The sequence below is a fragment of the Streptomyces sp. NPDC048248 genome (assembly GCF_043201875.1).
GTDB lineage: Bacteria > Actinomycetota > Actinomycetes > Streptomycetales > Streptomycetaceae > Streptomyces.
Map to the genome: position 1 here is coordinate 247,527 of NZ_JBICZL010000010.1, position 26,765 is coordinate 274,291.

The window sequence follows — 26,765 nt, forward strand, 5'->3', positions numbered from 1 at the left end:
CCGGCGTCCAGCAGGCGGGACCGGTGTGGCGGGAAAACGCCGACGAACTGGCCGGTATGCAGCGGTACATGGCGGCGGATGCCCACTCGTTACTCCCCGGCGCCGAACTTGGAGAGCGTTCAACAACTCGACGTCGAAACGACGTTGTGCCCGAGTATGGAGGGAATGTGAAGGGGTGAATATGCCAAGCGAACACCCGGGGCGTTAAGAAATGGCAAAGTCGCTCGCCCGGAGGGATCAGCGGGGGGCTGATTCCGCATCAATCCCCGTGGGTCCGAATCGTGCGGAACCAGATGATCCCGACGACTGTTTTCGCATTGTGTTGATGATGAGTAGGGTGTGGCCCGCTGCCGTGCGGATCCGGGGAAGGGTCCAGTTGAATTCGGCACCAACAGAATGCATGCACGCGCGGGGATGACACCTTCAGGACCAGGAGGGGATCGTGACGGCCGGCTCTTTCGAGGGGCAGTACGTGTGGAGCCCGGCGGCCGATGACCGACAGCTCGCCCGCGCCTGTATGGATGTCAGAACCGGTCGGTACTTTCGCGCGCATGAGGTTCTGAAGGACACGCGCGGGGATTTCGAGGTGCGGGCGCACCGCTCGCTCGTGCTGGCGTCCGAGGCCGCGGACTCCGATCTCGCCGAACGCTGGTGGGCGGAAGAGCCGGGCCCGGAAGCGGCCTTGCTGTGGGCGCGGGTGGCGATGCTCCGGGCGCTGCGCGCGGCCGACGCCGGCGACCCGCGCCAAGTGGCCCTGGCGCGAATAGCGCGGACGGCCGGCGAGCGGGCCGCACACCTGCTTCCCGGAGACCCCACGCCGTGGGTCGCCCAGCTGTCCTTGGCGCGTCTGGACCGGCCGCAGGATCCCGCTCCGCGGGGGCTGCTGACGGCGCCGAGCGGACCGTGGTACCTCTTCGCCCACATCCTCCGGCTCGACCCCTGGCACCGCGAGGCGCACCACCGGTTCCTGTCGTTCTTCTTCACCCGCTACGGGGGTTCCTCCAGCGAGAGCTGGGACGTCGCCGCGTTCCTGAGTCAGCGGGCGCCGGCCGGCTCACCGCTCCGGCTGCTGCCGCTGGTGGCGCTGGTCGAGGACTACGACCCGTCCGCCCTGCTCGCGGACCACACCTGGGAGCAGCCGCAGTGGGTCTCCACGGCGACGAGCATCCACCGCAACTGGTTTCCGCGGGTTGCCGAATACCGTTTCACGCCGGTGCTGGATCTCGCGTATCTGGCGCATGCGCTGTTCATGGCGAAACGCGAATTCGAGGCGCGGGAAGTCTTCACCGCGATGGGGCCCTATGCCTCGCGTATGCCCTGGAGCGCCTTTGGTGATCCCGAGGAGCAATTAACCCGAGCCCGGCGCTCGTGCGGACTTCCCGTACCCGGCGCCACCTGATCCGCGCCCGCGCCGTCAAAGAGGCCGGCGCGCGGCGTTTCCGGGTAGCGGTATCGCAGGATTCCTGACCGAAATCCTGCAATGCCCGACCAGCCCGGCTCGCTTCACCAGCCCGATGAGTCGGGACCTTTGATTCTCGGCTCTGTCAGAAAGGTAGCGGTTGTGTCCGAGCGCATGTCTGTCACACGCTCGAAAACCCCCCATGACGCAGACCCCGTCACCCTCGACGATGACGCGACGCTCCATGCCATGGGCTATCCGCGCAAACTCACCCGCCGGTTCCGCGCGTTCGACAATTTCGCGATTTCCTTCACCATCATCAACATCATCTCCGGGATCTTCTCCTCCTTCGGTTTCGGGATGGGCGCGGGTGGCCCGCGCATCCTGGTCTTCGGCTGGATCGGCGTATCGATCATGGTGCTGTTCGTCGGCGCCGCGATGGGCGAGATCGCCTCCGCCTATCCGACCAGCGGCGCGCTCTACTTCTCCGCGGGCAAGCTCGCCAAGCGCCACCGTGGCGCCTGGTCCTGGTACACGGGGTGGCTCAACTTCGTCGGCCAGGTGGGCGGCACGGCCGCCACCAACTTCGCCGCCGCCATGTTCATCCAGGCGTTCCTCACCATGCAGTGGCCCTCCTACGAGGCGACACCGCAGCAGACCGTCGGGATCACCGCGGCCATTCTGCTGTTCCAGGCGCTGGCGAATACCTACACGGTGCGGTTGGTTGCGGTGGTGAACCGAATATCCGTGTGGTGGCTGCTGATCGGCATGGTGGTGATCGTCGCCGCGCTGACCCTGATACCGACACACCATCAGGACCCCTCGTTCGTCACGCACTTCGCCAACAACACCGGCTTCACCTACGCCGTTTACGGCGGAATGCTGGGCCTGCTCGTCACGAGTTGGACGTTCACCGGCTTCGACGGCAGCTTCCACATGTCCGAAGAAACCGTGAAGGCCACCGTCAACGCCCCGAAGGGCATCATGCGGGCGATCGGATACTCCGCGGTCGCCGGACTGATCCTCATGCTCGCGCTGGTCTATGCGATCCGTGACTACGATCATGCCGCGAGCGCTTCGGCCCCGCCGGTGCAGATTCTCATCGACGCTCTCGGCGCAGGAACCGCCAAGCTGCTGTTGTTGATCGTGATCGGCGCCATGCTGTTCTGCGGCCTCGCCAACATGACCAGCAATACCCGTCAGATCTTCGCCTTCTCCCGCGACGGTGCGATGCCCGGATCGCGTTGGTGGCATTCGGTTTCGCCGCGTACCCGTACCCCCGTCAAGGCCGTATGGCTGGCCGCGGCCTGCCCGTTGGTACTCGTTCTGCCGGGCTGGTGGTCCCACACCGCATTCACGGCCGTGGTGAGCGTGAATGTCGTCGGACTGTTTCTCGCCTACGGAGTGCCGATCTTTCTCCGGCTCCGGCTGGACGACTTCCAGGCCGGGCCGTGGAACCTGGGGCGATACGGCCGGCCCGTGGCGGCGGTCGCGGTGGCGTGGATCGTGCTCAGCAATGTGCTCTTCATGCTCCCGCAGGCCTCGCCGATCACCCCCACCACGTTCAACTACGCCCCGATCGCCCTTGCGGTGGTGCTGTTGATCGCCACGGTCTGGTGGTTCGCCACCGCTCGCCATCGCTTCCAGGGGCCGGTCAGCTACGGGCGGCCCGACGAGGTGGCCGCGATGGACCTGATCTGACCCCGAGCCCGGACGACGGCGGGGCCGCCGGTGCGTTGCCACCGGCGGGCCCGCCGATCGGTGGCCCGGCTGTTGCCGAGTCCGGTGTGCGATGACGTCAACACCCCTGCGAAGCAGCGGGCTTCAGGCTCCGACGGTGCCGTCGACGCCCTCGCGCAGAAAGTCCGCATGACCGTTGTGCCGGGCGTACTCGTGGATCAGGTGCAGCATCACCACCCGGAGCGATACGTCCGCCTCCCACTTCGGCATGTAGCCGGTCACGTCGAGCGACTGCGCCGCCTGCTCGATCCGGCGCGCGTGCGCGACCTCCTCCTGCCAGGCGTTGAACGCCTCTGCCCGCGTCGCGCCGGTCGCGTCGTACGCCTCCTGGAAATCGCCCTTCGCCGACCAGACCAACGGGATGTCCTCGCCGTTGATCACCCGGCGGAACCAGGTGCGTTCGACCTCCGCCATGTGCCGTACCAGGCCGAGCAAGGACAGCGTGGACGGCGGCATCGACTGACGGCGCAGCTCCTCGTCGCCGAGCCCCTCGGCCTTCATGGCGAGGGTCGCCCGGTGGTAGTCGAGGTAGGCGCGCAGGGTTTCCCGCTCTCCCGCGCGAAGGGGCGGGTCGATGCGTTCCGTGGTCACAGCTGTTGTTCTCCTCGGCGTTGGGTGCCCCGTCACTCCCGCAGCGTGGCTTCCGGGATGCGGCCGAACAGGGGTGGTGGAGGGCCAGATTAGGCGGTGGCGGCCCGCCGGGCAGGAGGTTTTCGTGACTGCCGATCCGGTGCTCGTGCGCGGTCGCCGTCGCCGTCCTCGCGGCCGTGGCTCACGGCATCGCCCCGGGGCCGGGAGGGCCGCCGCCGGCCGGATGGCCGAGCAGGGCGCTGCCCCGGCGGTACAGCCGCCAGCCCTTGGTCTGCAGGGATTCCGGCAGGGGCGCGGCCGGTGCGCCGGTGAGATGGGTCCACCGTGAGAACTGCTCCGGCGGAGTGTCGGCGCGGACCGTCAGGCGGGCGATGCGCAGCGGATCGTCCGTGGCCGAGCTGAACGCGTTGCGGATGGCGCATGCGGACGTCCAGCCGGCTTCCCGGGTGGTGCGGCGTACCGCGCCGCTGGAGTAGCCGTGCGGATAGGCGAAGGCGTGGACGGGGTGGCCGAGCGCGTCCTCCAGGCGCCGTTTGCTGTCGACGATCTCGTGCCAGGCCCGCTGGGCGGGCAGCGTGTCCAGCTGCGGGTGCGTGACGGAGTGCCCGCCGATCTCGAAGCCGACCGCGTCCAGCGCGGTTATCTGACGCCACGTCAGCATAGGGGCGGGAGGCAGCAGACTGCCTTCCGGCCCGTCGCCCGGTGCATGGACGGCGCCGGTGGTCACGTAGAGCGTCGCGGGCAGTGCGCGCTCGGTCAGGAGCGGGGCGACCGCCTCGTGGAAGTCGGCGAATCCGTCGTCGAAGGTCAGCACGGCGCTGCCGGCCGGCAGCGGTGGGCCGCCCCCCATCGCCGCGAGCAGCAGGCGCAGCGGCACCACGGTGAGTCCGCCGTCGGCGATCCGGTCGAGGTGTTCGGCGAAGACTCGCGGTGTGACGGTGTACGGGGCGATCCACGCGGGCGGGTCGTCGCTCACCGAGTGATAGAGGAAGACGGGTACGGCGCTCATGGCCGGTCCCTCCCGGGTTGGCACCGGCTCCCGCGGGGTGGCCCGAGGGAGCCGCGCCGAAGCGCCGGGGCGCCCAGGTCCGGTGCCACGGCCCTGCCACCGCCAGGAATGCCACTCACGGGGGGCGCCCTCCAGGTCGAGTAAGAGGGGGACGGGTGTGGAGACGGGCAGTGGCGGAGAGCTGCACGGCCGGGGCACCCCTGCGGGGCCCGGCCGGTGTCGGTCTCGCCTGCATGCCCAAGGGTGCCGGGAGACGTATGCCCGCGGGCCGCGCAGATCGGAAACGGGGTGTGCCTCCCCTCCCGCGGGCCGCGCCCTCAGCACGTCATGGCAGATACCGCTCGATGGCGGCTGGTCCTTCTTCGTCGATGAGTCGCTTTGCCCAGGCGAGGCTCGCGGGGGTGGGCTCGCGGCCGGACGCCTTCACCAGGTCCTCCGGGTCGAAGGGCCGCTCGCCGCCGGTGTACAGCTCTGTCGGCCTTCGTTCGGCCGAGCTTTCCCTGCCATTGGTCGTCACAGGTCCTCCTCTGTCCGCGCCCCCGGACCACTGGGCGGGGTGCTTGGTTCCATCATGCGACCGGCCCCGAACGCCCGCACGACGTGCCGCGTGGCGAACCTGGTCGGGGCCGCGCGGGGGCCGATCAGCCCGCCGGCCGCGGGGTCCCGGGATAGTCCGGCGGAAACGCCTGCTCGGTCCAGATGGTCTTGCCGAACGGCGTGTAGCGCGTCCCCCAGCGCTGCACCAGCTGCGCGACGATGAACAGACCGCGCCCGCCCTCGTCGTCGCTCGCGCTGTGGCGCAGGTGCGGCGAGGTGTGGCCGGTGTCGGAGACCTCCGTCAGCAGGGTCAGATCGCGCAGCAGGCGCAGGTGCAGCGGCCCGGACGCGTGCCGTACGGCATTGGTGACGAGCTCGCTGACCACCAGTTCGGTCGTGTACGACAGCTCCTCCAGGTTCCAGTCCCGCAGTTGCCCCGTGGCCAGCTCCCGGGCCCGGCCCACCGCGGCCGGCTCGGCGGGCAGTTCCCATTCCGCGACCTGCTCGGTGCCCAGCTCGCGGGTCCGCACCAAGAGCAGCGCCGTGTCGTCGGGGGCGGTGGCGCCCGGCAGCAGCTCGGTCAGTACCCGGTCGCACAGCTCCTCCAAGGGCCGCCGGTTGTCGCTGAGGACCCGGCCCAATGCGCCCAGTCCCACATCGATGTCGCGGTCCCGGGCCTCGACCAGGCCGTCGGTGAACAGCGCCAGGAGGCTGCCCGCCGGAAGTTCGAGTTCCAGGGACTCGAACGGCAGGCCGCCGAGCCCCAGCGGCGGTCCGGCCGGCAGGTCGGGAAAGGCCAGAGCGCCCTCGGTGTCGACGACCGCCGGAGGCAGGTGTCCGGCGCGGGCCATGGTGCAGAGCCGGGAGACGGGGTCGTAGATGGCGTAGAGACAGGTGACCCCGATGGCCATGTCGTCGGACAGTGCGCGGTCCGGGCCCAAGGCCGTCGCCTGGTCCTCCGCCGTCTGCCCCACCAGGTCGTCCAGCCGGCTCAGCAGTTCGTCCGGGGGCAGATCCAGCTGGGCGAGGGCGCGCACGGTCGTGCGCAGCCGTCCCATGGTCGCGGCCGCCTGCAGGCCGTGTCCGACCACGTCCCCGACGACCAGACCGACCCGGGCGCCGGACAGCCCGATGACGTCGAACCAGTCGCCGCCGACGCCGGACCGGTCGTCGCTGGGCATATAGCGGTAGGCCAGGTCGACCGCGGACTGGGTGGGCAGATGCTGCGGCAGCAGGTCGCGTTGGAGGGTCAGGGAGGCGGTGCGCTCGCGCGCGAAGCGCCGGGCGTTGTCGATGCAGACGGCCGTTCGGGTGACCAGCTCGTCGGCGAGGTCGATCTCGCCGCTGTCGAAGACGGCGGAATGCCGGCTCCGGACGAAGGTGACCAGGCCCAACGGGCTGCCACCGACCCGCAACGGCACCACCATGGTGTTCTCGTCGTGCACCATGCCGCCCGAGGACAGGCTGCGGTACTGGGCCGAGCCGGGCGGATAGTCGAGACGGTAGGGAGTCTCCGGCTCGCCGAGGCCGGGGTGCGAGGCGGAGCGGGAGGCGACGCGCAGCAACGGCGGCACGGTGCCGCTCGCGTGGTCCGGCTCCGCGCCGTCCAGGACCGCCCGCGACAGGTCGACGGTGACCGCGGTGGCGAAAGCGGGGACGGCCACCTCGGTGATCTCCCGCGCGGTGACCGTCACATCGAGTGTGGTGCCGATCCGGCCGCCCGCCTCCACCAGAAGATTCAGCCGGCGCTGGGCCTGGTAGCGGTCGGTGATGTCGAAGGCGTCCTCACAGACCCCGAGGACCTTGCCCTGTGCGTCCTGCAGCCGGTAGTAGGAGCACGACCACACGTGCTCGGTGTCGGGGTCGGTGGGCGGCTGGCCCACGAAGTGCAGGTCGAGGATCGATTCGCCGCTTTCCAGCACATGGCCCATGACCTCTTCGAGGCTGCGCGGATAGCCCTCGGTCACGAACATGCCCTTGGGATACAGATCGTCGGCACGACTGCCGAGCAGCTCCTGCAGGGGAACCCCGATCTCCAGGCCGTACGCGGTGTTGAACCAGGTCAGCCGCAGATCGGCGTCATAGGTGGCCAGGCCGACGGGGGACTGGGTCGCCAGGCCGTGCAGCATGGCCTGCCGGGACTGCCAGCTGCGTACGCCGTCCAGCTCCGCCACCACCAGAACCTGCGCCGACTCCGTCCCCTTGCCGGCGACCGGGCAGGTCGTCATGGCGACGTGCAGCAGCCGGCCGTCCCGGTGGCGCGCCGTACGGGCCTCGCTGCCGCTCAGCGGGGTCACCGGCCGGCCGACGCCGGCCCCGGGGTCGGCGGCGGGCGGCAGGAACGTCTCCAGGGGCAGCCCGATGATGTCGTCCGGGGTGTATCCGAGGAGTTCCTCCGCCGCGGCGCTCCAGCCGATGACCAGGTTCTGGGCGTCCAGGACCGCGGTGGCCGCCCTGGTGACGTCGAGGGGACCACGGAAGTCGGCGCTCTGCGCCGTGTTCCATGCGTTCATGGCATCAACCCAGCCCGGTTCGTAACTACAGCATCGAGCCGGATCACCACCGGCACAACCTGCGTCCGCCCTCCGTGCGGCTCCCCGGCCCCGCTGGCAGAGTGGGAGAAGCACCCAGTACAGGAGGCAGATGTGAAGTCGGCCGAACGCCGCACGGCTCCCGTACGCGGTGCGCCGTGCTGGGTGAGCCTGCTGGCCCGCGATCTGGAGGCCGCGCAGGAGTTCTACGCCGCGGTGCTCGGCTGGACCTTCCGGCCGGCCGGCCTTGGCGAGGAATTCGTCGTCGCGCTGGCCGACGGCGAGCCGGTCGCCGGCATCGGCGCGCTCGCACCGAGTTTCCAGGTCGCCGTGGCGTGGACGTCCTATTTCCGTGTGGACGACGCCGACGACACGGCCGCCAGGATCCGGGAGCGGGGCGCGACCGTCGCGGTCGGCCCGATCAAGATCGGTACCGGCCGGGCCGCCCTGGCGGCCGACCGCGACGGCGCGACCTTCGGCTTCTGGGAAGGCCAGACACTGGCCTGGTCCGTCGGGCACGGCAGGGCGCCGGTCTGCCTGGAGCTGCGTACGCGGGACGCCTTCGCCGCCGCCATCTTCTACGCGGAGGTCTTCGGCTGGGCCTCCGAGGAGCCGGGTGCCTGCGATGTGACGTACGAACACGACCAGGTGATCGTGCGGGACGGCTCCCGTCCGGTCGCCGCGCTGCGCGGCGGCGGTGTCGAAGCCGCTCCGGACCCGCGGGTCCGTCCCCGGTGGCATGTGCACTTCCCGGTCGGCGATGTGGACGCGGTGACCGCGGCCGCCGAGGCGGCCGGCGGCACCGTGACGCCGGAGGACCCGCCCACGGGGGCCGGCGGACGCCAGGCCGTCATCTGCGACCCCGACGGCGGCCTCTTCACCGTTTCGGGACCCTGACCTCGGCCAACTCATCCCGTCGGCAATGGAGTTGGCGGGTGCTTGTGCTCATCGTCCCTTCTCCGGCTCCAGCGGGGGACACCACGACGTCTGCCGCTGGCCGCCGACCCGGCCGCAGAATCCCGCCTGCGACGGCCTGCCCACACCGTCGATGTGCTGGACGGACAGCAGTTTGTCCAGCGGCACCTGACGGTCCACGTCCCCTCCGAAACCGATGATGCCGCTCTCCCCGTCGAGCGCCCCCTCCCCGTGCACCCCGCTGATCGCGTGCCATACCGCCGGCGGCGTCAGCGGCATGTCCGAGGCGTCCTCCCGCAGCTGCTTGACGGCGTTGATGAACAGCTTGACGGCGTCGAACGCGAGCGCGGCGTGGCCGTCCAGCGAGGTGTTCGCGACTTTGGCGCATTCGTCGGGGAAGAGCTTGTTCATCTCCGAGTACAGCTCGCTGGTGCCGTCGCAGCTCGCCGAGCCGAGAGTGAAGTCCAGGAAGTCGTAAGGGATTCCGGGGTAGTGCGTCCTGCGGTCCGCGTCTGCGGCCAGCCGCGCCACGTCGTCACCACCGATGAGGGCGGGCGGGTCCGAATTGCAGGACTCGTTGATCCCGCCCAGCATCGACTCGAAGTCCTCGGCGCGGCCCGCGAAGAAGACGACACCGGGGTAGGAGCAGCTCCGCTGGCCGACGGTGCCGGGGCCAGGAGCGTCCGAGACGGGCGCCCCGCCGGCGGCCGGCGGCGGGGCGAAGGCGGTCTTCTCCACCTCGAATCCGCGCGCCCGGAAGCTCGCCGCGACGTCGTCCCTGAGATTCTTGCTGTAGATGTCCGTGGGGTCCGCGGAGCTGACGACCCGGACCTGCCGCGCCGTCTTCCGCCCTCCCTTGCCGACGAGGTGGTCGGCGTACGCGGCGGCGATCTGCGCCTCCCGCTTGTTCTGGGGCGAGACCTGGAAGTACATGGGGGACTGGCGCACCAGCGAGTCCGCCGACGGTGTGGTGGCGACCATCGGCAGTCCCACCGCGGTCAGTTTGCGGATGGTCAGGTTGGTGGCCTCGCGGCTCTGATCGAGCCCGGTGACCCCGACGATGGAAGGGTCCTGCCGCCTCAGACCGGCCAGTATCTCCACCGTCTCCGGACCGAAGCGCATACCCGACCCGGCGTTGGCGGGGAAGATCCGCACGATCGGCTCCGCGCTGCCCGTACTCCGCAGCTGTCGCGACTGTGCAGCGGCCACTCCCTGCAACGCCTCGCGTACGTAAGCGAGTTGTCCGGTCGAGCGGCCCGTGCTGCTGAGGAGCGCGGACAGATGGACGAGGGTCACCAGCGGTCGCTCCGGGGCCGCCTTGTGCGCCTTGTCGGCAGTGGTGTTCTGCGCGGAGATCTTCTCCAGGGTGTCGTTGAGCGCGGAGTCGGGGGAGTGGAAGGTGAAGCCGTGCCGCGACACACCGATGCACTCGCCCGTCGACGCGGTGCGCAGGGTGGCGGCGTCGTCCTCGAAGCGGTTCAGGCCGCAGTGGGCTCGCTCGTAGCCGCGCTCGCCCTCAAGGAACACCCAGCCCGTCCCGAGCAGTGCCACGGCAGCCGCACAGGCCACCACGAGCGACACCACGCGGCGGGCCCACAGGGGCGGTTCGGGAATCCTCAGCCGGGCGTCCTGGCCGACCTCCAGCCGCCGCGTCAGCTCGTACTGCTCCTTGACGGCCGGGTCGTCGGACGGCGGCATCAGGGGCGGGACGGAGACCGGCAGGTACCAGGGCGCCCGGTTGCGCGCCCTGCCGGTGTGCAGAAAGGCGTCCCGCCAGCCACCGTAGAGCCGGTCGGTGAGTTCCCACAGCGAGCTGTGGCCCCAGTCGGCACGGGCCTGCGTACCCGAAGCGGGCGCCTCGGCACCGCAACTGATGATCAGCAGGGGGTCGAAGGCACCCGTCTCGTTGCGTACGTCGATGACGGTCCGCAGCAGCGGGTAGCCGCAGTTCCCGGTACCCGTTCCGTCGAGCAGCGCCACGCAGTACGCGGTGCGCCGGGCGGTCCCCGGACGCCAGATGCGGCGGCGGAACGCCACGCGCAGATCCTCCAGAAACGCGTTGACCATCAACTTGCGTAACTGTTCGGGGTCCTCGACCTGGTTGTGCGGTGCGGTCAGCCGCTCGGCGAAGCCGATGAAGGTGCCCGGGTCGCGCGGTGCGAGGTAGGGCTGGTTCAGCAGCCACCGGTACTCCCGGCCGAGCCCCCGCCGGACCTGGAACCAGGCCAGCGGAAAGACATGCACGGCGAACAGCCAGACCCACCACGGCACCTTCCCGTCGACCGCCAGTTCGGTCTCCGGCGAGCGCAGCAGCCCGAACAGCCGCCTGCGCCGGAACTCCCGCTCGCGCAGCCCCTGCAGGAGGGTGTGGTCGTTCCCCTCCAAGCCCCCCGCGTGGCCCGGCCCGCCGGCACTCGACTGAATCAGCCAGTTGACGAGCCCGAACCGGCGGAAGCGCACCCGCCCGTCGCTGCCGTTGACGCTGAGTGCGAGCCCCTGCGCCAGCCGCTCCAGCGTCCGGCGGACCGCCTCGACGGATTCCGGGTCCGCCCCGGCCGCGCCCTCGCGAAGGTCGTACAGGCAGTGCGGCACCCGCCGGGGGTCGGCGTGGCTGAGGAAGTAGCTGATGCCTTTGGCGAGTTGGGTGTGATCGGTGCCGCCCACCAGGCACACCACGGGCAGGCCCTCGCGCCCCTGCGCCACCCCGCGGTGCCGCACCGGCTCGGGACACTCCCGGCGCCGTGGCCTGCGCACCAGGTCGGCTATCAGACGGAGCAGATGTCCTGCTCCACGGAACACGGGTATCTGCGAATCAGGTTCGTTCGACGCCATGGGATCCCTGAGGACGGGTCGGAGCGGGGCGCGTATTGTGCCACCGCTGCACGCCCCGCCGGAAGTCCTTTGCGCCCTACGGGTCGCGTGCCGACCACCGGATCTGACGGTCTATCGTGTGCGACATGTCCGCCCCTGAGCTGATCCGCATCGTCTCCCGTGACTCGCCCATGGCGCTGGCCCAGGTCGAGCGCGTCCGCGCCGAACTGGGCGCGCTGCACCCCGGGACCACCACCGAAGTCGTCCCGGTCAAGACGACCGGCGACCGGTGGATGGGGGCCCTTTCCCAGGTCGACGGGAAGGGCGCGTTCACCAAGGAGGTGGACGCCGCGCTCCTCGCGGGCGAGGCGGATCTCGCGGTGCACTGCGTCAAGGACATCCCGGGTGATCGCCCGCTGCCCGTCGGTACGACCTTCGCGGCGTTCCTCAAGCGCGACGACGTCCGGGACGCGCTGATCCATCCGGGTGGTCTCACGCTCGACGAGCTGCCCGAGGGGACCCGCATCGGGACGTCCTCGGTCCGCAGGATTGCGCAGCTCGCCGGCTCCCATCCGCATCTGCGGTGTGTACCGATGCGCGGCAACGCCAACCGTCGCATGGAGAAGCTGGCGGCGGGTGAGGCGGACGCGCTGCTGCTCGCGGTGTCGGGGCTGGAGCGCATCGGCCGGACCGACGTGATCAGCGAGACCCTGTCGGTGGACCTGATGTGCCCGCCCATCGGTGCCGGAGTCCTGGCACTGCAGTGCCGCGAGGACGACACGGCCACCATCGACGCCGTGAGCGGTCTCGGCGATCCGGGGACGTTCCGCGAGACGACCGCCGAGCGCATGCTGCTGCACGTCCTGCAGGGCCACTGCAACAGTCCGATCGCCGGCTACGCCAGGACCGACCGGAACGGTGAACTGTCGCTGCGCGCCTGTGTCTTCACCCCGGACGGCAAGACGGTCCTCAACGCGCACGAATGGGCCGGCCCGCTCACTCCCGAGACGCTCGGCACGTCCGTCGCGGTCGCGCTGCTGCGGCAGGGTGCGCGCGAGCTGATCGACAGCATCGCGCACTGACACGGTGCGGGGGCGCGGCCGGGTGCCGTGTCTGCCCGTAGTCGCTCGTGCCGGCTTCTGCCGGGCCGACCGCCGGCCCCGCCCCCGGACCCCGTCCGTTCCTCGGACGGTGGCCGGCGGGCGGGGCCGGCGGAACATGGCCGATGGCGGGGACGATCGGGCGGTCCGGGTCCTCCGCGCGCAGGACCGGGGTCAGTTCATGGCCTCGCCGCTCTCGGTGCCGGCACCGCTGTCACTGCCGCTGCCGATCGCGCCGGGATCCTCCGCCCCGGCGCCCGGGTCCTCGACGCCCGTACCCGGGTCCTCGACACCCGCACCGGGGTCCTCCGCGCCCGCCCCCGGGTCCTCGGCACCCGCGTCACCGCCGGCACCCGGGTCCTCTGCCCCTGCGTCGCCGCCCGCTCCCGGGTCCTCGGCACCCGCGTCACCGCCGCCCGCGGCGGCGCCACCGCCTCCGCCGGCGCCGATCTCGGCCCCCGTGGCTGCGAGAGCGTCGGTGACCGGCTGGAAGAAGGTCTCGCCGCCCTGCGTGCAGTCACCACTGCCGCCGGAGGTCAGCCCCACGGCCGAGTCGCCGGAGAACATCGCGCCCCCGCTGTCGCCGGGCTCCGCGCACACGTCCGTCTGTATCAGGCCGTTGACGATGTCGCCGTTGCCGTAGTTGACCGTGGCGTCCAGGCCGGTGACGGTGCCGTCGGAGAGCCCGGTGGTGCTGCCGGAGCGCTGCACCTTCATGCCCACGGCCGCCTCCGCGGCCTTGGTGATCTCCTGGGTGGTGCCGTCCTGCAGGTCGACCGCGCTCTCCGGCTGAGCTGCCGGGTCGTCGTAGGCGACCAGGGCGAAGTCGGTTTCGGGGAACTTCGAGTCCTGGACGGTGCCCAGCGGTTGGCTGCCCGCCTGATCGGCGGTCCACGACTCCGACTCGTTGCCGCAATGGCCCGCGGTCAGGAAGGCCGGAGCGCCCTGCACCGTGACATTGAACCCCAGCGAGCAGCGGGAGCCGCCGCCGAAGATGGCGGTGCCGCCCACGGGACCCGCGGCCGCGCCGCCCCCTTGCCCGCCGTCTCCCGCGGACCCGCCGGCCGCGCCACCGGCCCCCTGTCCGCCGTCTCCCGCCGCCCCGCCGTCCGCGGCACCTGCTCCGCCGGCCCCTTGCGACCCTTCGGCACCGCCCGTGCCCTGCCCGGCGCTCCCGGCCGCGCCCTGCCCGGCGTTCTCGCCGTCGTAGCGACGGAACTCCCCCTGGGAGCGCTTGACGCTCACCAGACCGTCCATCCCGTCGGTGGCCTTGGAGAGGGCGGCCATCTTCCGGCCGGTGACCGTCCGGTCGGCGAGCACCACGATCTTGTTGGTCCTCGGGTCGATCGACCAGGCGGTGCCCGGCACCGACGCGGTGTCGCTCAGCGTCCGCGTCCCGGCCTTCAGGGCGGTCATGCTGTTGCGGACGACCTTGGCGACCGCACCCTTGGACGTGACGCTCCCGACGTCGTCCGCCGTCAGGACGTTCATCACCAGATGGCCGGTCGCGCCGTCCAGATACCAGCCGGCCGTCCGGTCCGGGAGGTCCGCCTTCAGCGTCTGCGCGAGCCGTGCCGCGGACGGGGCGGACGCCGCGGTGAAGGTCCGCGGGGTCAGTGGCTTGTCCTGGCTCGCGTTGGCATTGGGCAGGATGACCGCCGCTGCCGCGATGGCGGCCGCCGCGGCGCCCACCATCGCACCCGTCCGCTTGTTCACATGTCGGTGGCTCAATTCACTGACCTCCAGCTGGGACCACAAGGAAGCACACGAGAGGCGCACTGCGTCGCCCGGCACCCGTGCACCGTTGCCACCCAGTCCTACGTAGCCGGACGTGACCCCCGCTCACGGCCACTCAAGGTGTGATGAATTCCGTCGCCGGCTTCGCGGGCCCTCTACACTCCGCGACCCAACTCGCCCTGTGTACACGGTCGGTGAGGTGGTGGCAGCTCGCCGGAGTCGCACCCGTGGAGACATATAGCCGTGAACTCCCCTTTATGGGAGTCTTGTTGGGCTCCCACGGCGTGCGCTTGAGGGTCCGGCCCCGATCGCCCGATCGGTCCGGCCGGCCCGGCAGTCCCGCTTCATGGCTGGTCCGCCGGGCCGTCGCGTCGTCAGTGGTGCGGAGGAGGCGTAAAGGGCAGCTGTGGCCGCGCTTAAGAAAACCTCGATGGACCGGACGACTCGCGTAGGGAAGATTCGCTGTCGGTGATCGGGCGGCCGGGACTCGTCCGGCACGTCACAGCACTCTTACGTACGGGAGCCGTCGCGGTGAAGGCACTGGTCAAACAGAAGGCGGAGCCGGGCCTCCGGCTCATGGACGTGCCGGAGCCGGTCATCGGCCCGGGCGACGTCCTGATCAAGGTGCTGCGCACCGGCATCTGCGGCACCGACCTGCACATCCGGGCGTGGGACGGCTGGGCACAGCAGACGATCCGTACGCCGCTGATCCTCGGCCACGAGTTCGTCGGTGAGGTCGTCGAGACCGGGCGTGACGTCGCCGAGATCGCGGTCGGCGACCGGGTCAGCGGCGAGGGCCACCTGGTCTGCGGCAAGTGCCGCAACTGCCTGGCCGGCCGGCGGCACCTGTGCCGGGCCACCGTCGGCCTCGGCGTCGGCCGCGACGGGGCGTTCGCGGAGTATGTCGCGCTGCCCGCGGCCAATGTGTGGGTGCACCGCGTACCCGTTGACCTCGACGTTGCGGCGATCTTCGATCCGTTCGGCAACGCCGTGCACACCGCGCTGTCCTTCCCGCTGGTCGGCGAGGACGTGCTGATCACCGGCGCAGGACCGATCGGGCTGATGGCCGCGGCGGTGGCCCGCCACGCGGGCGCCCGCAACGTCGTCATCACCGACGTCAGCGAGGAGCGTCTGGAGCTGGCCCGCAAGATCGGCGCCACCCTCGCCCTCGACGTCGCACAGCACTCCATCGCCGACGGCCAGCGCGCACTCGGCCTGCGTGAGGGCTTCGACGTCGGACTGGAGATGTCCGGGCGGCCCGAGGCGATGCGGGACATGCTCGCCAACATGACCCACGGCGGCAGGATCGCCATGCTCGGCCTGCCGGCCGAGGAGTTCTCCGTCGACTGGTCGCGGATCGTCACCTCCATGATCACGATCAAGGGCATCTACGGCCGCGAGATGTTCGAGACCTGGTACGCCATGTCGGTGCTCCTCGAAGGCGGCCTCGACCTCGCCCCCGTGATCACCGGTCGCTACGGCCACCGCGACTTCGAAGCCGCCTTCGAGGACGCCGCCGCCGGCCGCGGCGGCAAGGTCATCCTCGACTGGACCGTCTGACCAGCCCTTTTCCTGGAGATTGATGTCTGATGTTCGACTCCGTACGCGACGAACTGCGCACCGCCCTCGATGAGATCCGCGCCGCGGGACTGCACAAGCCCGAGCGTGTCATCGGCACGCCGCAGTCCGCCACGGTCGCCGTCACCGCCGGTGGCGCGCCCGGCGAGGTGCTCAACTTCTGCGCCAACAACTACCTCGGCCTCGCCGACCACCCCGAGGTGGTCGCGGCCGCCCACGAGGCCCTCGACCGCTGGGGCTACGGCCTGGCATCGGTCCGCTTCATCTGCGGCACGCAGGAGGTCCACAAGGAGTTGGAGCGGCGGATCTCCGGCTTCCTCGGCCAGGAGGACACGATCTTGTACTCCTCCTGCTTCGACGCCAACGGCGGCGTCTTCGAGACGCTGCTCGGCCCGGACGACGCGGTCATCTCCGACGCCCTCAACCACGCCTCCATCATCGACGGCATCCGACTCTCCAAGGCCCGCCGCTACCGCTACGCCAACCGCGACATGGCGGACCTGGAACGGCAGTTGAAGGAGGCGTCCGGCGCCGGACGCACGCTGATCGTCACCGACGGCGTCTTCTCCATGGACGGCTACCTGGCGCCGCTGCGCGAGATCTGCGACCTGGCCGACCGCTACGGCGCCATGGTGATGGTCGACGACTCGCACGCCGTCGGCTTCGTCGGCCCCGGCGGGCGCGGTACCCCGGAACTGCACGGCGTGATGGACCGCGTCGACATCATCACCGGCACCCTCGGCAAGGCCCTGGGCGGTGCCTCCGGCGGCTATGTCGCGGCCCGCGCGGAGATCGTCGCCCTGCTGCGCCAGCGCTCGCGCCCGTACCTCTTCTCCAACTCGCTCGCCCCGGTGATCGCGGCCGCCTCACTCAAGGTGCTCGACCTGCTGGAGTCCGCCGGTGACCTGCGCGAACGGCTGCACGCCAACACCGCCCTGTTCCGCGCCCGGATGAACGAGGAGGGCTTCGACGTACTGCCGGGCGAGCACGCCATCGCCCCCGTCATGATCGGCGACGCGGCCCGCGCGGCCCGCATGGCCGAGCTGCTGCTGGAGCGCGGCGTCTACGTCATCGGCTTCTCCTACCCGGTGGTCCCGCAGGGCCAGGCACGGATCCGTGTGCAGCTGTCGGCTGCGCATTCCACCGCGGACGTGCACCGCGCGGTGGACGCGTTCGTCGGCGCGCGCTCCGCCCTGGGAGACTAGAGGCATGATCGAAGCACGGCGGCTGCACATCCTCCGCGCGGTGGCCGACCACGGAACGGTCACCGCCGCAGCCGCCGCGCTGTATCTCACCCCCTCCGCGGTCTCGCAGCAGCTGGCCGCCCTGGAGCAGGAGACCGGCCACCGCGTGGTGGAGCGCAGTGCCCGCGGCGTACGGCTGACGAGCGCGGGCGAGATCCTGCTCACCCACGCCAATGCCGTCCTGGCCCAGCTGGAGCGCGCCGAGTCGGAGCTGGCCGCCTACGGCTCGGGGGAGGCCGGCACGGTCACCGTCGCGGCGTTCGCGACCGGCATCGGGCTGGTCGTCGCGCCCGCCATCACCGAGCTGGCGGCTTCCTCGCCCGGCATCCGGGTCCGCGTCCAGGACGCCGAGGGCGACGCCAGCCTGCGCATGGTCCTCGACCGGCAGGTGGAGGTGGCGGTCGCGGTGGAGTACCGCGGCGCGCCGGGGGAGGACGATCCGCGGCTGACCCGCGTCCCCTTGTACGCCGAGCCGTTCGACGCGGTACTGCCGGTCGGCCACCGCCTCGCGGACGGTGACCGGGTGGCGCTGGCCGACCTCGCCAAGGACCCGTGGATCGGACCGTACTCCGGCAACCCCTGTCACGACGTGGTCGTCCTCGCCTGCGAGTACGCCGGCTTCCAGCCCCGCCTGGAGCACTCCTCCGACGACTTCCGCGCCGTTGTCTCCCTCGCCTCGGCCGCGGCCGGTGTCGCACTCGTGCCGCGTTCGGCGCTGACCGGGATGGACCTCACGGGAGTGGTGGTGCGCCCGGTCGACGGGGTCGCCCCCACCCGCCGCGTCTTCGCCGCGGTACGTCGCGGCGCCGAAGCACATCCGTTGCTCCGCCCGGTGCTGGCTGCCCTGGAGGCGGCGGCGGTGGTGCGCGGCTGAGCCTCCTGGCGCGCAGAGCTGCGCGCCGTGGCAGGTCGCCCGGCACGGGATTTCCCGCTGAAGACCCGTTGAAGACGCAAGCCGGTGGAGCGGACGAGGGCCGGCCGGAAGAGTCTTCACGGCCTGCCGCCTGACAGGCGAGGGCGGGCCTCCTCCCGGCGAGTCCCCGCCGCGGGCACGTGGCCCGCGTGGCAGGCTCGGCACGCCGGTGGCCGGGTGGCGCCGGGGCGCGTCCGGTCCCGAGGAGGCGATGCGCATGGCCGTCGGCCCGCACGACGGACCACCGGCGGCCTCGCCGCAGGACCCGTACGCGATGGTGCGGACCCGCGCTTACGCGAAGCTCCTGCTGATGGCCGCGCTGATCGGCGTCCCGGTCTGCGCCGCGGCGTTCGGTTTTCTCGCGCTGGTCGGCGAGCTGGAACCCCTGATCTACACGGACCTGCCCAGGTCGCTGGGTTTCTCGGGGACGCCGCTGTGGTGGCCGTTGCCGATGCTCGCGGTGGCCGGTGTGCTGGTGGGGCTTGCCATCCGTCACCTCCCGGGCGGCTGCGGCCACGAGCCCGCCGACGGTCTGTCGGTCGGCGGCGCGCCGACGGTCGCCGCGCTCCCTGGCATCGCCTTCGCGGCCCTGGCGACCCTCAGCTTCGGCGTGGTCCTCGGCCCGGAGGCGCCACTGATCGCACTCGGCGGTGGCCTGGCGGTGGGCGCGGTGCGGCTCGTGCAGCGGGACCTACCGGCGCAGGCCGTCGCGGTGGTGGGCGCGGCGGGCAGCTTCGCGGCGGTCAGCGCGCTGCTCGGCTCGCCGCTGCTGGGCGCCTTCCTCCTCATGGAGGCGTCGGGCCTGGGAGGAGCGATGCTCGGGGCGGTCCTGGTGCCCGGCCTGCTCGCGGCGGGCATCGGTGCCCTCATTTTCGTCGGGCTGGGCGACTGGACGGGCCTCGGCACCTTTTCGCTGGAGCTCCATCATGTTCCGAAGGCGGCCCAGCCGACGGTGCCGGAATTCGGCTGGGCGCTCGTCATCGGGCTGCTCGCCGCCGTCGCCGCGTGGGGTGTCCGGCGGCTCGCTCTGCTGCTCAAGGGACGGGTCGCGCGCCACCGGGTGCCGGCCAGTGTGGCGGCGGGACTGGTGGTGGGTGCGCTCGCGGTGGTCTTCGCCGCGGTGACCGACAAGCCGTCGTCCGAGGTGCTGTATTCGGGGCAGACCGCGATGGGCGCCCTCTTCGGCAAGAGCGACGACTACTCGGCAGGCGTGTTGGTGCTGCTGGTGGCCTGCAAGGGCCTGGCGTACTCCGTGTCGCTGAGCGCCTTCCGGGGCGGACCCATCTTCCCGGCCCTGTTCCTCGGCGCGGCCGGCGGCACGGCCCTCTCCCACCTCCCCGGGCTGCCGCTCACCTCGGCCTTCGCCATGGGCGTCGGGGCGATGTGCGTCGCCATGCTCAAACTGCCGATGACGTCGGTGCTGTTGGCCACGCTGCTGCTCGGCCGGTCGGGGCTGACCGTCATGCCCCTGGTGATCGTCGCGGTGGTGGTCGCCTACGTCGCCATCCTGCGGCTCACCCCGGGCCCGGCTCCGCAGCCCGCTCCGCAGCCCACCGGGTGAGGGGAGCCGAGGGGGACGCGGCGGCGGTCTGCCGCCGCTCCGTGGAAGCGGCCCGCTGCCGGAAAAATGTGCTCACCGGGGCCCTGGGGCTCAGCCCGCGCTCCGCGTCGACGCCCGCGGTGTCTTGCCGGTGCGGGTCCAGGTGGCGAGTTGCGGGGCCGTCCAGGTGTTGATGATCCGCTCCGCCGGGACCCCGCACTCCTCGGCCCGGGCGCATCCGTAGATCTGCCAGTCCAGTTGGCCCGGGGCGTGCGCGTCGGTGTCGATCGAGAACAGCGTCCCCGCGTCCAGCGCCTGCCGCAGCAGCCTGCGCGGCGGGTCGAACCGGTCGGGACGACAGTTGATCTCCACCGCGGTGTGGTGCTCCGCGCATGCCGCGAAGACCGCACCCGCGTCGAACTGCGACTCCGGCCGCCGCCTGCCGGTGATCTGCCGGCCGGTGCAGTGGCCGAGTACGTCGACGAGCGGATTGCGGACCGCAGCGAGCATCCGCCGCGTCATCGGCTCGGCGTCCATCCGGAGCTTGGAGTGCACCGAGGCCACCACCACGTCCAGCTCTTCGAGCAGTTCCGGTTCCTGGTCGAGTTCGCCGTCGGTGAGGATGTCGCACTCGATACCCGTCAGCAGCCGGAAGGGTGCCAGCTGCTGGTTCACCTCCGCCACCAGCGCAAGCTGCTCGCGCAGTCGCTCGGGGCTCAGACCGCGGGCGATGGTGAGACGGGGGGAGTGGTCGGTCAGTACACACCACTCGTGTCCGATGTCGCGGGCGGCTTGGGCCATCGCCGCCACGGGGCTGCCCCCGTCCGACCAGTCCGAGTGCAGGTGGCAGTCGCCGCGCAGCGCGCTTCGCAGTCGCTGTCCCAGCTCGCCTTCGACCAGTGGCCCGCCCGCCTCCTCCTCCAGCCGGGCCAGGTAGGCGGGCACCGTCCCCGACAGCGCTTCTTCGATCACCCGGACGGTCTTGGGTCCCAGCCCTTTGACGCGGCTGAGCGAGCCGTTCCGCGCGCGCTGCCCCAGCTCCTCGCCGTCCAGCGAGCCGACCGCCGCCGCGGCATTGCGGAACGCCTGCACGCGGTAGGTCACCGCCCCCTGCCGCTCCAGCAGGAAGGCGATCCGCTCCAGCGCCTCGACCGGCTCCACCTGCCGCTCCTTCCGGGCGTCGGGCAGTCCCCTCCCACCGTGCACCGGTCCGAGGCAGGCTGCCACCGGCGTCAGCAGATGCCGTCGCCCGCCTTGGGGTTGGCCAGGCCGAACAGTGGACGCAGCTTCAGGCCCGCCCAGGTGCCGAGCAGGGCGGTCGCGCCCCAGATCCAGCCGTGCAGGCTGCCCGAGGCGATACCGGCGAGGTACGCGCCGATGTTGCAGCCGCCGGCGAGACGGGCGCCGATGCCCATCAGGACGCCGCCCGCGACGGCGGCCACAGCGGTACGCCAGGGCGTGCCCCGGTGCAGCGCCCAGGTGCCGCCGAGGGCAGAGGCGACCGCCGCGCCGATCATGATGCCGATGTCGGTGAGGCTCGTCCTGTCGGCGAGGACCGGCCCGGCGAGCATCCGGGCATTGTCCGGCTGTTGCCAGAATGCCCAGCTCTCGGGGTCCCCGCCGAGCAGTCGGACCAGCTCCGATCCCCACAGACTGAAGGCGCTGGTGACGCCCCAGGCGCCACCCGAGACGAGCAGCACCCCGCCGCCGAGCAGCGCCAGGGTCAGCGCGCCGACCGCCAAGGGCCAGGAGCCGCGCAGGACGCGTGCCGCCGCGCCCTTCGCCGAGGGGACCGGGCCCATCGGCGGGGGATTGCGGCGGGCCTGGACGGCCCGGCTGACGACCACGACGACCGCGAGCGCGAGAACCGTCACGGCCCAGGACCCGAACCAACCCAGGTGGTCCGAGAGGAGCACCGGGTCGAGCGCCGGGAGGTCCTTCCACAGGTCGAACTGCCAGGCCGCCAGCGTGGCGCCGGCCACGAAACCGCCGAGGGTGAGCGCGATGGAGGTCTGCCCCGCTCCCACGGCGAAGAGGGTGCCCGAGGCGCACGCACCACCGAGTTGCATGCCGATGGCGAAGAGGAACGAGCCGAGGAGGAGTCCGATCCCCAGCGGTCCGCCCGAGGGCGCGGGCACCGCGCCGAAGAGACCGGTGCCGCTGCCGATGACGAGGGCGAACAGCGTGGCGGTGGTGCCGAGCAGCAGGGCGTGGGCACGCAGGCCGGCGCCGTTGCCCACGGCGACGAGCTGCCGCCAGGCGGAGGTGAAGCCGAAGCGCGAGTGGAACAGGGCGACGCCAAGACCGAGTCCCAGCAGCAGGAGCACGCCCGGCCGGGTGCCGTAGACGGACCAGACGAAGGCGGTCATGGCCACCGCGAGGCCGGTGCCGACGGCGAGGGGCAGCCGGCGCACGGGCGGCGCGGCGGGGGAGTCCGGCCGGGGGACGGAGGTGGGGGAGGGGGCGAGCAGGGTGGCGGACGTCCGGGGCGTCGCGGCCGTCGGATCGGGTGGTGCGGTGGTCACAGCGGCTCCGTGCAGGGGTGGTGAGGGAGGAGGGCTACGTCTTTCCGGCAGGCCGGAACGGAACCGTCCACGGGGGAAGGGGGACCTGCGCTCACGCCGCGTCAGACGAGGGTGCAGGCAGCATTCAGCGGCGACAGAGCCCGTCGTCGACGCACCAGGCCGAGGTCGCGAAGAGCGCGAGACCGAGGAACCGTGCGGGTGCGGACATGCATCCGAGCGTAATGCGTGCGGTATGCACCGGGTTTTGGTGGTCCGAAATGTGGACGTGGGCGGCTTGTGCGCGGGGTGGGCTCCGCGGTGCGTCGGCCTCGGGTGCGGACGGCCGGTCGTTCGAGCCGCCCTGCCGACGCCGCGGAAACCGCCCCAGTCGGTACGGCAGGCCCACCGCGGCAGGTACCGGCCCTTCAGCGAGAAATCGCCCATTTACCCTGCGTCCGGCCTCGCGGTGTTATGCAGTTATGTCCGTTCTCCGCGCACGCAATCCGATTCCGCCGGAATGACGGACCGATTCTGCAGTGCATTACCTCCAATATCGCCCACGGCTACCGGCCGGTTGATGTTCCGGTAATGCGGGAGCAACGTTCGGCGGGGTTCGACGGAAACACTCACCGCAGTTCTGTGGACGCGCTGCGCTCAGGTGCGGTGAAAAATGACGGCCTTCAACGAATCTACACACCGAATGCGCAGGCGGCGCCACGTCTTCGCGACTGCCTCCGGGCTCTGACCAGCGCATCAGCGAGTTGGTGCGGGAATGTCCAGTTCACAAGTGGCGGGCGGCGGCCGCCCGCCGACTTGAAACCGTAGATCGTGTGAAGAACCTGCCACCAATCCATGGACATGTGTCCACGTCAGGTAATTCGCCGGAGGGGTGGCGTCCGGATCCGCGCTTCACGGATTAGCTGCACAACGCGCCTGCATGCTTTGATCCTTCGCACCGCGGAAGTTTCGAGGGTTCTCGCTTACGGGTACCCCCGGCTGCCGCAGCCGTGGCAGGATCGCCCTATCAGGCGGCCCAGTTGGGGCATTTCGAGTTATTCATTCCGAAGGGAAACATCATGAACGAGGTTCAGACCCAGGTAATCGCCGACGCCGAGCTCGACGCCGTGGCCGGTGGCCTCGTCGGTGAGGCGCTGGGCACCGCCACCTCCACCGTTGACTCCATCGCCCCGGTCTCCGGCGTCGTGGACACCGCCACCGGCCTGGTCGAGCAGACCACCGGTGTCAGCACCTCCGGCGTCACGGGCCTGGTCTCCGGTCTCTGAGACCCTCATGTGCCGCCACGCGGCACAGGCTTGAGCGGTGATGACGGTTCGCCGGCGGGTTCTCCCGCCGATGAACCGGGCCCTGTGCCCCGGACCCGCCCGGCTTCGGCCGGGTCTCCGGGGCACTCGGCCGCCGCGGCCCGGAGGTACCACCGGCCGATCGGCCCGGGGTACCGGCCGGGCCCTGCCGCGTTGTCCAGACAGAGAACTTCTTGCAGTTGAGGGAAGAGTGTCGTGCAGTTCCGCCAACAGGCCCTTTCCAAGCTGCAGTCGCCCGAAGAGATCGACCTGCCGGTGCGCTTCGCCCGGCCCCAGGGCCTGCTCGTCCTGATCGTCACGGTCGCCGTCATGATCGCCGCAGCCGTCTGGGCGGTGACCGGCACCGTGTCCTCCACACTCAAGGCCCCCGGCATCCTCACCCACGGCCAGGGCAGCTACGTCCTGCAGAGCCCGGTCGCGGGACAGGTGACCGCCGTACTCGCCCAGGAGGGCAAGCGGGTCCCCGCCAACACGCCCGTACTGAAGGTGCGTACCGCGCAGGGCACCACGGTTGTTCGCACCATCGCCGCGGGCCGGCTGACGACCATGGTGGCCACCATCGGCTCCGTCGTCACCACCGGAGCGGACGTCGCCGCCGTGGAGCGGGTCCGGGGCTCCGACGACCCGCTGACCGCGACGCTCTACGTACCCGCCGACAGCGGTGCGACGGTCCCGGTGGGCGCGTCGGTGGACCTCACCGTCCAGTCCGTGCCGACCCAGCAGTACGGCGTACTGCGCGGCAAGGTGAAGGCCGTCGGCAGGACGGCCCAGACGCGCCAGCAGATCACCGGATTCCTGGGCAGCAGCCAGCTCGGTGAGCAGTTCTCGCGGCAGGGCCAGCCCGTCGCCGTCCTCGTGGAGCTGGAGCGGGCGCCGGGCAACAAGTCCGGCTACGCCTGGTCGAACTCGGACGGCCCGCCGTACGCCGTCGACTCCATGACCCTGGCCGGCGGCTCCGTGCACCTGGCCGCGCAGCATCCGATCGATTGGCTGCTCCCGTGACCGCACCACACGACTCCGCGGCCCCGCCGCAGCAGCAACTGCCGCCGTCCGGGCGCCGGCGGCACCGCCCCGAGCCCGCGTCCGGCGGACGCCGCCGCGCGCGCCGGGACGTACCGCCGCCCACCAAGACCCCCAAGCGCAAGACGGTGCGCACTCCCACGGTCCTGCAGATGGAAGCCCTGGAGTGCGGCGCCGCGTCGCTCGCCATGGTGCTCGCCCACTACGGCAAGCACGTGCCTCTGGAGGAGCTGCGCATCGCCTGCGGCGTCTCCCGTGACGGCTCGCGCGCGAGCAACCTGCTCAAGGCCGCCCGCAGCTACGGACTGCAGGCCAAGGGCATGCAGATGGAACCCGCCGCTCTCGCCGAGGTGCAGGCGCCGGCCATCTTGTTCTGGGAGTTCAACCACTACGTCGTCTACGACGGCATGGGCCGGCGCCTCGGCCGCCGGGGCGTCCACATCAACGACCCCGACAAGGGCCGCCGTTTCGTGGCGATGGAGGACTTCGACACCAGCTTCACCGGTGTGGCGCTGGTCTTCGAACCGTCCGACAACTTCCGCCGCGGTGGCCGCAAACCGGGCGTCATGGGCGCGGTACCCGCGCGGATGCGCGGCACCAAGGCCACCCTGCTGGCGGCGCTGCTCGCCAGCCTCCTGCTCGTCGCGGTCGGTGCCGCGGTGCCCGCGCTGAGCCGCACCTACATCGACATGTTCCTGATCGGACACCAGACGTCGCTGCTGGGTCCGCTGTTCGCGGCCATGGCCACCATGGTCGCGCTCACCGCCGTACTGACAGGTCTGCAACAGGCGAACCTGCTGCGTGGACGCATCATCTCCTCCACCCTCAGCAGCGCCCGGTTCCTGCGCCATCTGCTCAGACTCCCGGTCACCTTCTTCGCCCAGCGAAGTCCCGCCGACCTCGTCCAACGGCTCCAGTCCAACGACGCGGTCGCCGAGACGCTGGCCCGCGACCTCGCGGCCGCCGGCGTGGACGGCATCGTCGTCATCCTCTACGCCGTCCTGCTGTGGACCTACGATCCGCAACTGACGGTCATCGGCGTGCTGATCGCGCTGCTCAACGTCGTCGCGATGCGCATCGTGATCCGGCTGCGGGCAACCCACACACAGAAGCTGCGCGCGGACAGCGCCCGGCTGACCAACACCTCGTACACCGGCCTCCAGCTCATCGAGACCATGAAGGCCACCGGCGGCGAGAGCGGCTACTTCCGCCGGTGGGCCGGGCAGCACGCCACCACGCTCGAGGTGCAGCAGCGGCTCGGTGTGCCCAGCGCCGCGCTGGCCGTCGTCGCGCCCACCCTGGCCACCCTCAACAGCGCGATGATCCTCTGGATCGGCGGTCTGCGGGCGGTCGAGGGCCACATCTCGATCGGTCTGCTGGTCGCCTTCCAGGCCCTGGTCACGCGCTTCACCGCGCCGATCACCCGGCTGAACGGTGTCGCGGGCCGCATCCAGGACTTCGCGGCGGACGTGGCCCGGCTGAAGGACGTCGAGAACTTCCCTGTCGACACCCTGTACTCCCGCCGCGAGCCGGACGCGAGCACCCGCAGGCTCAAGGGCCATGTGACGCTGGAGGAGATCACCTTCGGCTACAGCCCGCTGGACAAACCCCTGCTCACCGGCTTCTCGCTGTCGGTGGGCCCCGGCCAGCAGGTCGCCCTTGTCGGCGGATCGGGCAGCGGGAAGTCAACCGTCTCGCGGCTGATCTCCGGCCTCTACAGCCCCTGGGAAGGGACCATCCGCATCGACGGGCAGCGCCTGGAGGACATCTCCCGCAGCGCGCTTGCCGCCTCGGTCTCCTTCGTCGACCAGGACATCTTCCTCTTCGAGGGCACCGTCAGGGACAACGTGGCGCTGTGGGACCCCTCGATTCCCGACGACGCCGTCGTCACCGCCCTCCAGGACGCCGCACTCTACGACGACGTCATCGCCCGGCGCCCCGACGGCATCCACAGTCGCGTCGAGCAGGACGGCCGCAACTTCTCCGGCGGTCAGCGGCAGCGGCTGGAGATCGCCCGCGCGCTGGTGCGACGGCCCAGCATCCTGGTCCTCGACGAGGTGACCAGTGCCCTGGACGCACAGACCGAACAGACCATCATCGACAACCTGCGGCGGCGCGGCTGCGCATGCGTCGTGATCGCGCACCGTCTGAGCACGGTGCGCGACAGCGACGAGATCGTGGTCCTCGACCACGGCGTGGTCGTCGAACGGGGGCGGCACGAGCACCTCGTCGCCGCCGGGGGACCGTACGCCGAGCTGGTCAAGGAGCACTGAC

The 26,765-nt window shown here is 71.1% G+C and carries 19 protein-coding genes; 11 read left to right on the plus strand and 8 right to left on the minus strand.

Features of this window, described 5'->3' with window-relative positions; all coding sequences use genetic code 11:
* Positions 1-442: 442 nt before the first annotated feature.
* The gene (locus tag ACGFZW_RS23190) at positions 443-1,399 is read left to right on the plus strand and encodes a hypothetical protein (protein ID WP_393895092.1); all 957 of its coding nucleotides are present in this window, start codon (positions 443-445) and stop codon (positions 1,397-1,399) included.
* Positions 1,400-1,648: 249 nt separating this feature from the next.
* On the plus strand, positions 1,649-3,100 hold the full coding sequence (locus tag ACGFZW_RS23195; protein ID WP_393895282.1) for an amino acid permease: 1,452 nt from the start codon (positions 1,649-1,651) through the stop codon (positions 3,098-3,100).
* Between the two features lie 123 nt (positions 3,101-3,223).
* On the opposite strand, the gene ACGFZW_RS23200 is transcribed toward ACGFZW_RS23195, so the two are convergent.
* From ACGFZW_RS23200 to ACGFZW_RS23215, 4 genes are all read right to left on the minus strand, one after another.
* Positions 3,224-3,730 (minus strand): DinB family protein, encoded by a 507-nt coding sequence (locus ACGFZW_RS23200; RefSeq protein ID WP_393895093.1) that lies wholly within the window; start codon positions 3,728-3,730, stop codon positions 3,224-3,226.
* Between the two features lie 181 nt (positions 3,731-3,911).
* Positions 3,912-4,739 carry a polysaccharide deacetylase family protein gene (locus ACGFZW_RS23205; protein WP_393895094.1) on the minus strand — a complete coding sequence of 276 codons (828 nt, stop codon included), beginning with the start codon at positions 4,737-4,739 and terminating at the stop codon, positions 3,912-3,914.
* A gap of 325 nt (positions 4,740-5,064) precedes the next feature.
* Positions 5,065-5,256, minus strand: coding sequence for a hypothetical protein (locus ACGFZW_RS23210; protein WP_393895095.1), 192 nt, complete (start codon positions 5,254-5,256; stop codon positions 5,065-5,067).
* A gap of 124 nt (positions 5,257-5,380) precedes the next feature.
* On the minus strand, positions 5,381-7,789 hold the full coding sequence (locus ACGFZW_RS23215; RefSeq protein WP_393895096.1) for a SpoIIE family protein phosphatase: 2,409 nt from the start codon (positions 7,787-7,789) through the stop codon (positions 5,381-5,383).
* Between the two features lie 132 nt (positions 7,790-7,921).
* On the opposite strand from ACGFZW_RS23215, the gene ACGFZW_RS23220 reads away from it, so the two are divergent.
* Entirely contained in the window at positions 7,922-8,704 is a 783-nt protein-coding gene (locus ACGFZW_RS23220; RefSeq protein WP_393895097.1) for a VOC family protein, read from the plus strand.
* 48 nt (positions 8,705-8,752) lie between these two features.
* On the opposite strand, the gene ACGFZW_RS23225 is transcribed toward ACGFZW_RS23220, so the two are convergent.
* Complete coding sequence (locus ACGFZW_RS23225) at positions 8,753-11,554, minus strand: ABC transporter substrate-binding protein (protein ID WP_393895098.1); 2,802 nt, start codon at positions 11,552-11,554, stop codon at positions 8,753-8,755.
* A gap of 125 nt (positions 11,555-11,679) precedes the next feature.
* Here ACGFZW_RS23225 and hemC point away from each other — a divergent pair, with 125 nt between their 5' ends.
* Positions 11,680-12,615, plus strand: a complete 936-nt coding sequence (gene hemC, locus ACGFZW_RS23230; protein WP_393895099.1) for a hydroxymethylbilane synthase — start codon at positions 11,680-11,682, stop codon at positions 12,613-12,615.
* Between the two features lie 192 nt (positions 12,616-12,807).
* On the opposite strand, the gene ACGFZW_RS23235 is transcribed toward hemC, so the two are convergent.
* Entirely contained in the window at positions 12,808-14,349 is a 1,542-nt protein-coding gene (locus ACGFZW_RS23235) for a S1 family peptidase (protein WP_393895100.1), read from the minus strand.
* A gap of 552 nt (positions 14,350-14,901) precedes the next feature.
* Here ACGFZW_RS23235 and tdh point away from each other — a divergent pair.
* The 4 genes from tdh (at position 14,902) to ACGFZW_RS23255 (ending at position 19,666) form a co-directional block, all read left to right on the plus strand.
* Positions 14,902-15,930, plus strand: coding sequence for an L-threonine 3-dehydrogenase (tdh, locus tag ACGFZW_RS23240; protein ID WP_393895101.1), 1,029 nt, complete (start codon positions 14,902-14,904; stop codon positions 15,928-15,930).
* Positions 15,931-15,959: 29 nt separating this feature from the next.
* Positions 15,960-17,153: a glycine C-acetyltransferase gene (locus tag ACGFZW_RS23245; protein WP_393895102.1), complete on the plus strand. Its 1,194-nt coding sequence runs from the start codon at positions 15,960-15,962 to the stop codon at positions 17,151-17,153.
* Positions 17,154-17,157: 4 nt separating this feature from the next.
* Positions 17,158-18,066, plus strand: a complete 909-nt coding sequence (locus tag ACGFZW_RS23250; protein ID WP_393895103.1) for a LysR family transcriptional regulator — start codon at positions 17,158-17,160, stop codon at positions 18,064-18,066.
* A 256-nt stretch (positions 18,067-18,322) separates the two neighbouring features.
* Entirely contained in the window at positions 18,323-19,666 is a 1,344-nt protein-coding gene (locus ACGFZW_RS23255) for a chloride channel protein (RefSeq protein ID WP_393895104.1), read from the plus strand.
* 90 nt (positions 19,667-19,756) lie between these two features.
* On the opposite strand, the gene ACGFZW_RS23260 is transcribed toward ACGFZW_RS23255, so the two are convergent.
* Both ACGFZW_RS23260 and ACGFZW_RS23265 read right to left on the minus strand, forming a co-directional pair.
* Positions 19,757-20,806, minus strand: a complete 1,050-nt coding sequence (locus ACGFZW_RS23260; RefSeq protein ID WP_393895105.1) for a PHP domain-containing protein — start codon at positions 20,804-20,806, stop codon at positions 19,757-19,759.
* Between the two features lie 71 nt (positions 20,807-20,877).
* Positions 20,878-22,170, minus strand: a complete 1,293-nt coding sequence (locus ACGFZW_RS23265; RefSeq protein WP_393895106.1) for a YeeE/YedE family protein — start codon at positions 22,168-22,170, stop codon at positions 20,878-20,880.
* A gap of 1,055 nt (positions 22,171-23,225) precedes the next feature.
* Between ACGFZW_RS23265 and ACGFZW_RS23270 the strand changes: the two genes are divergently transcribed.
* The 3 genes from ACGFZW_RS23270 to ACGFZW_RS23280 all read left to right on the plus strand — a co-directional run bounded on the left by ACGFZW_RS23270 (position 23,226) and on the right by ACGFZW_RS23280 (position 26,764).
* Entirely contained in the window at positions 23,226-23,432 is a 207-nt protein-coding gene (locus tag ACGFZW_RS23270) for a type A2 lantipeptide (RefSeq protein ID WP_393895107.1), read from the plus strand.
* A gap of 234 nt (positions 23,433-23,666) precedes the next feature.
* Entirely contained in the window at positions 23,667-24,473 is an 807-nt protein-coding gene (locus ACGFZW_RS23275; RefSeq protein ID WP_393895108.1) for an HlyD family efflux transporter periplasmic adaptor subunit, read from the plus strand.
* Complete coding sequence (locus tag ACGFZW_RS23280; protein WP_393895109.1) at positions 24,470-26,764, plus strand: NHLP family bacteriocin export ABC transporter peptidase/permease/ATPase subunit; 2,295 nt, start codon at positions 24,470-24,472, stop codon at positions 26,762-26,764. Before ACGFZW_RS23275 ends, ACGFZW_RS23280 begins: the two co-directional genes overlap by 4 nt.
* The last annotated feature ends 1 nt before the right edge of the window (position 26,765 follow it).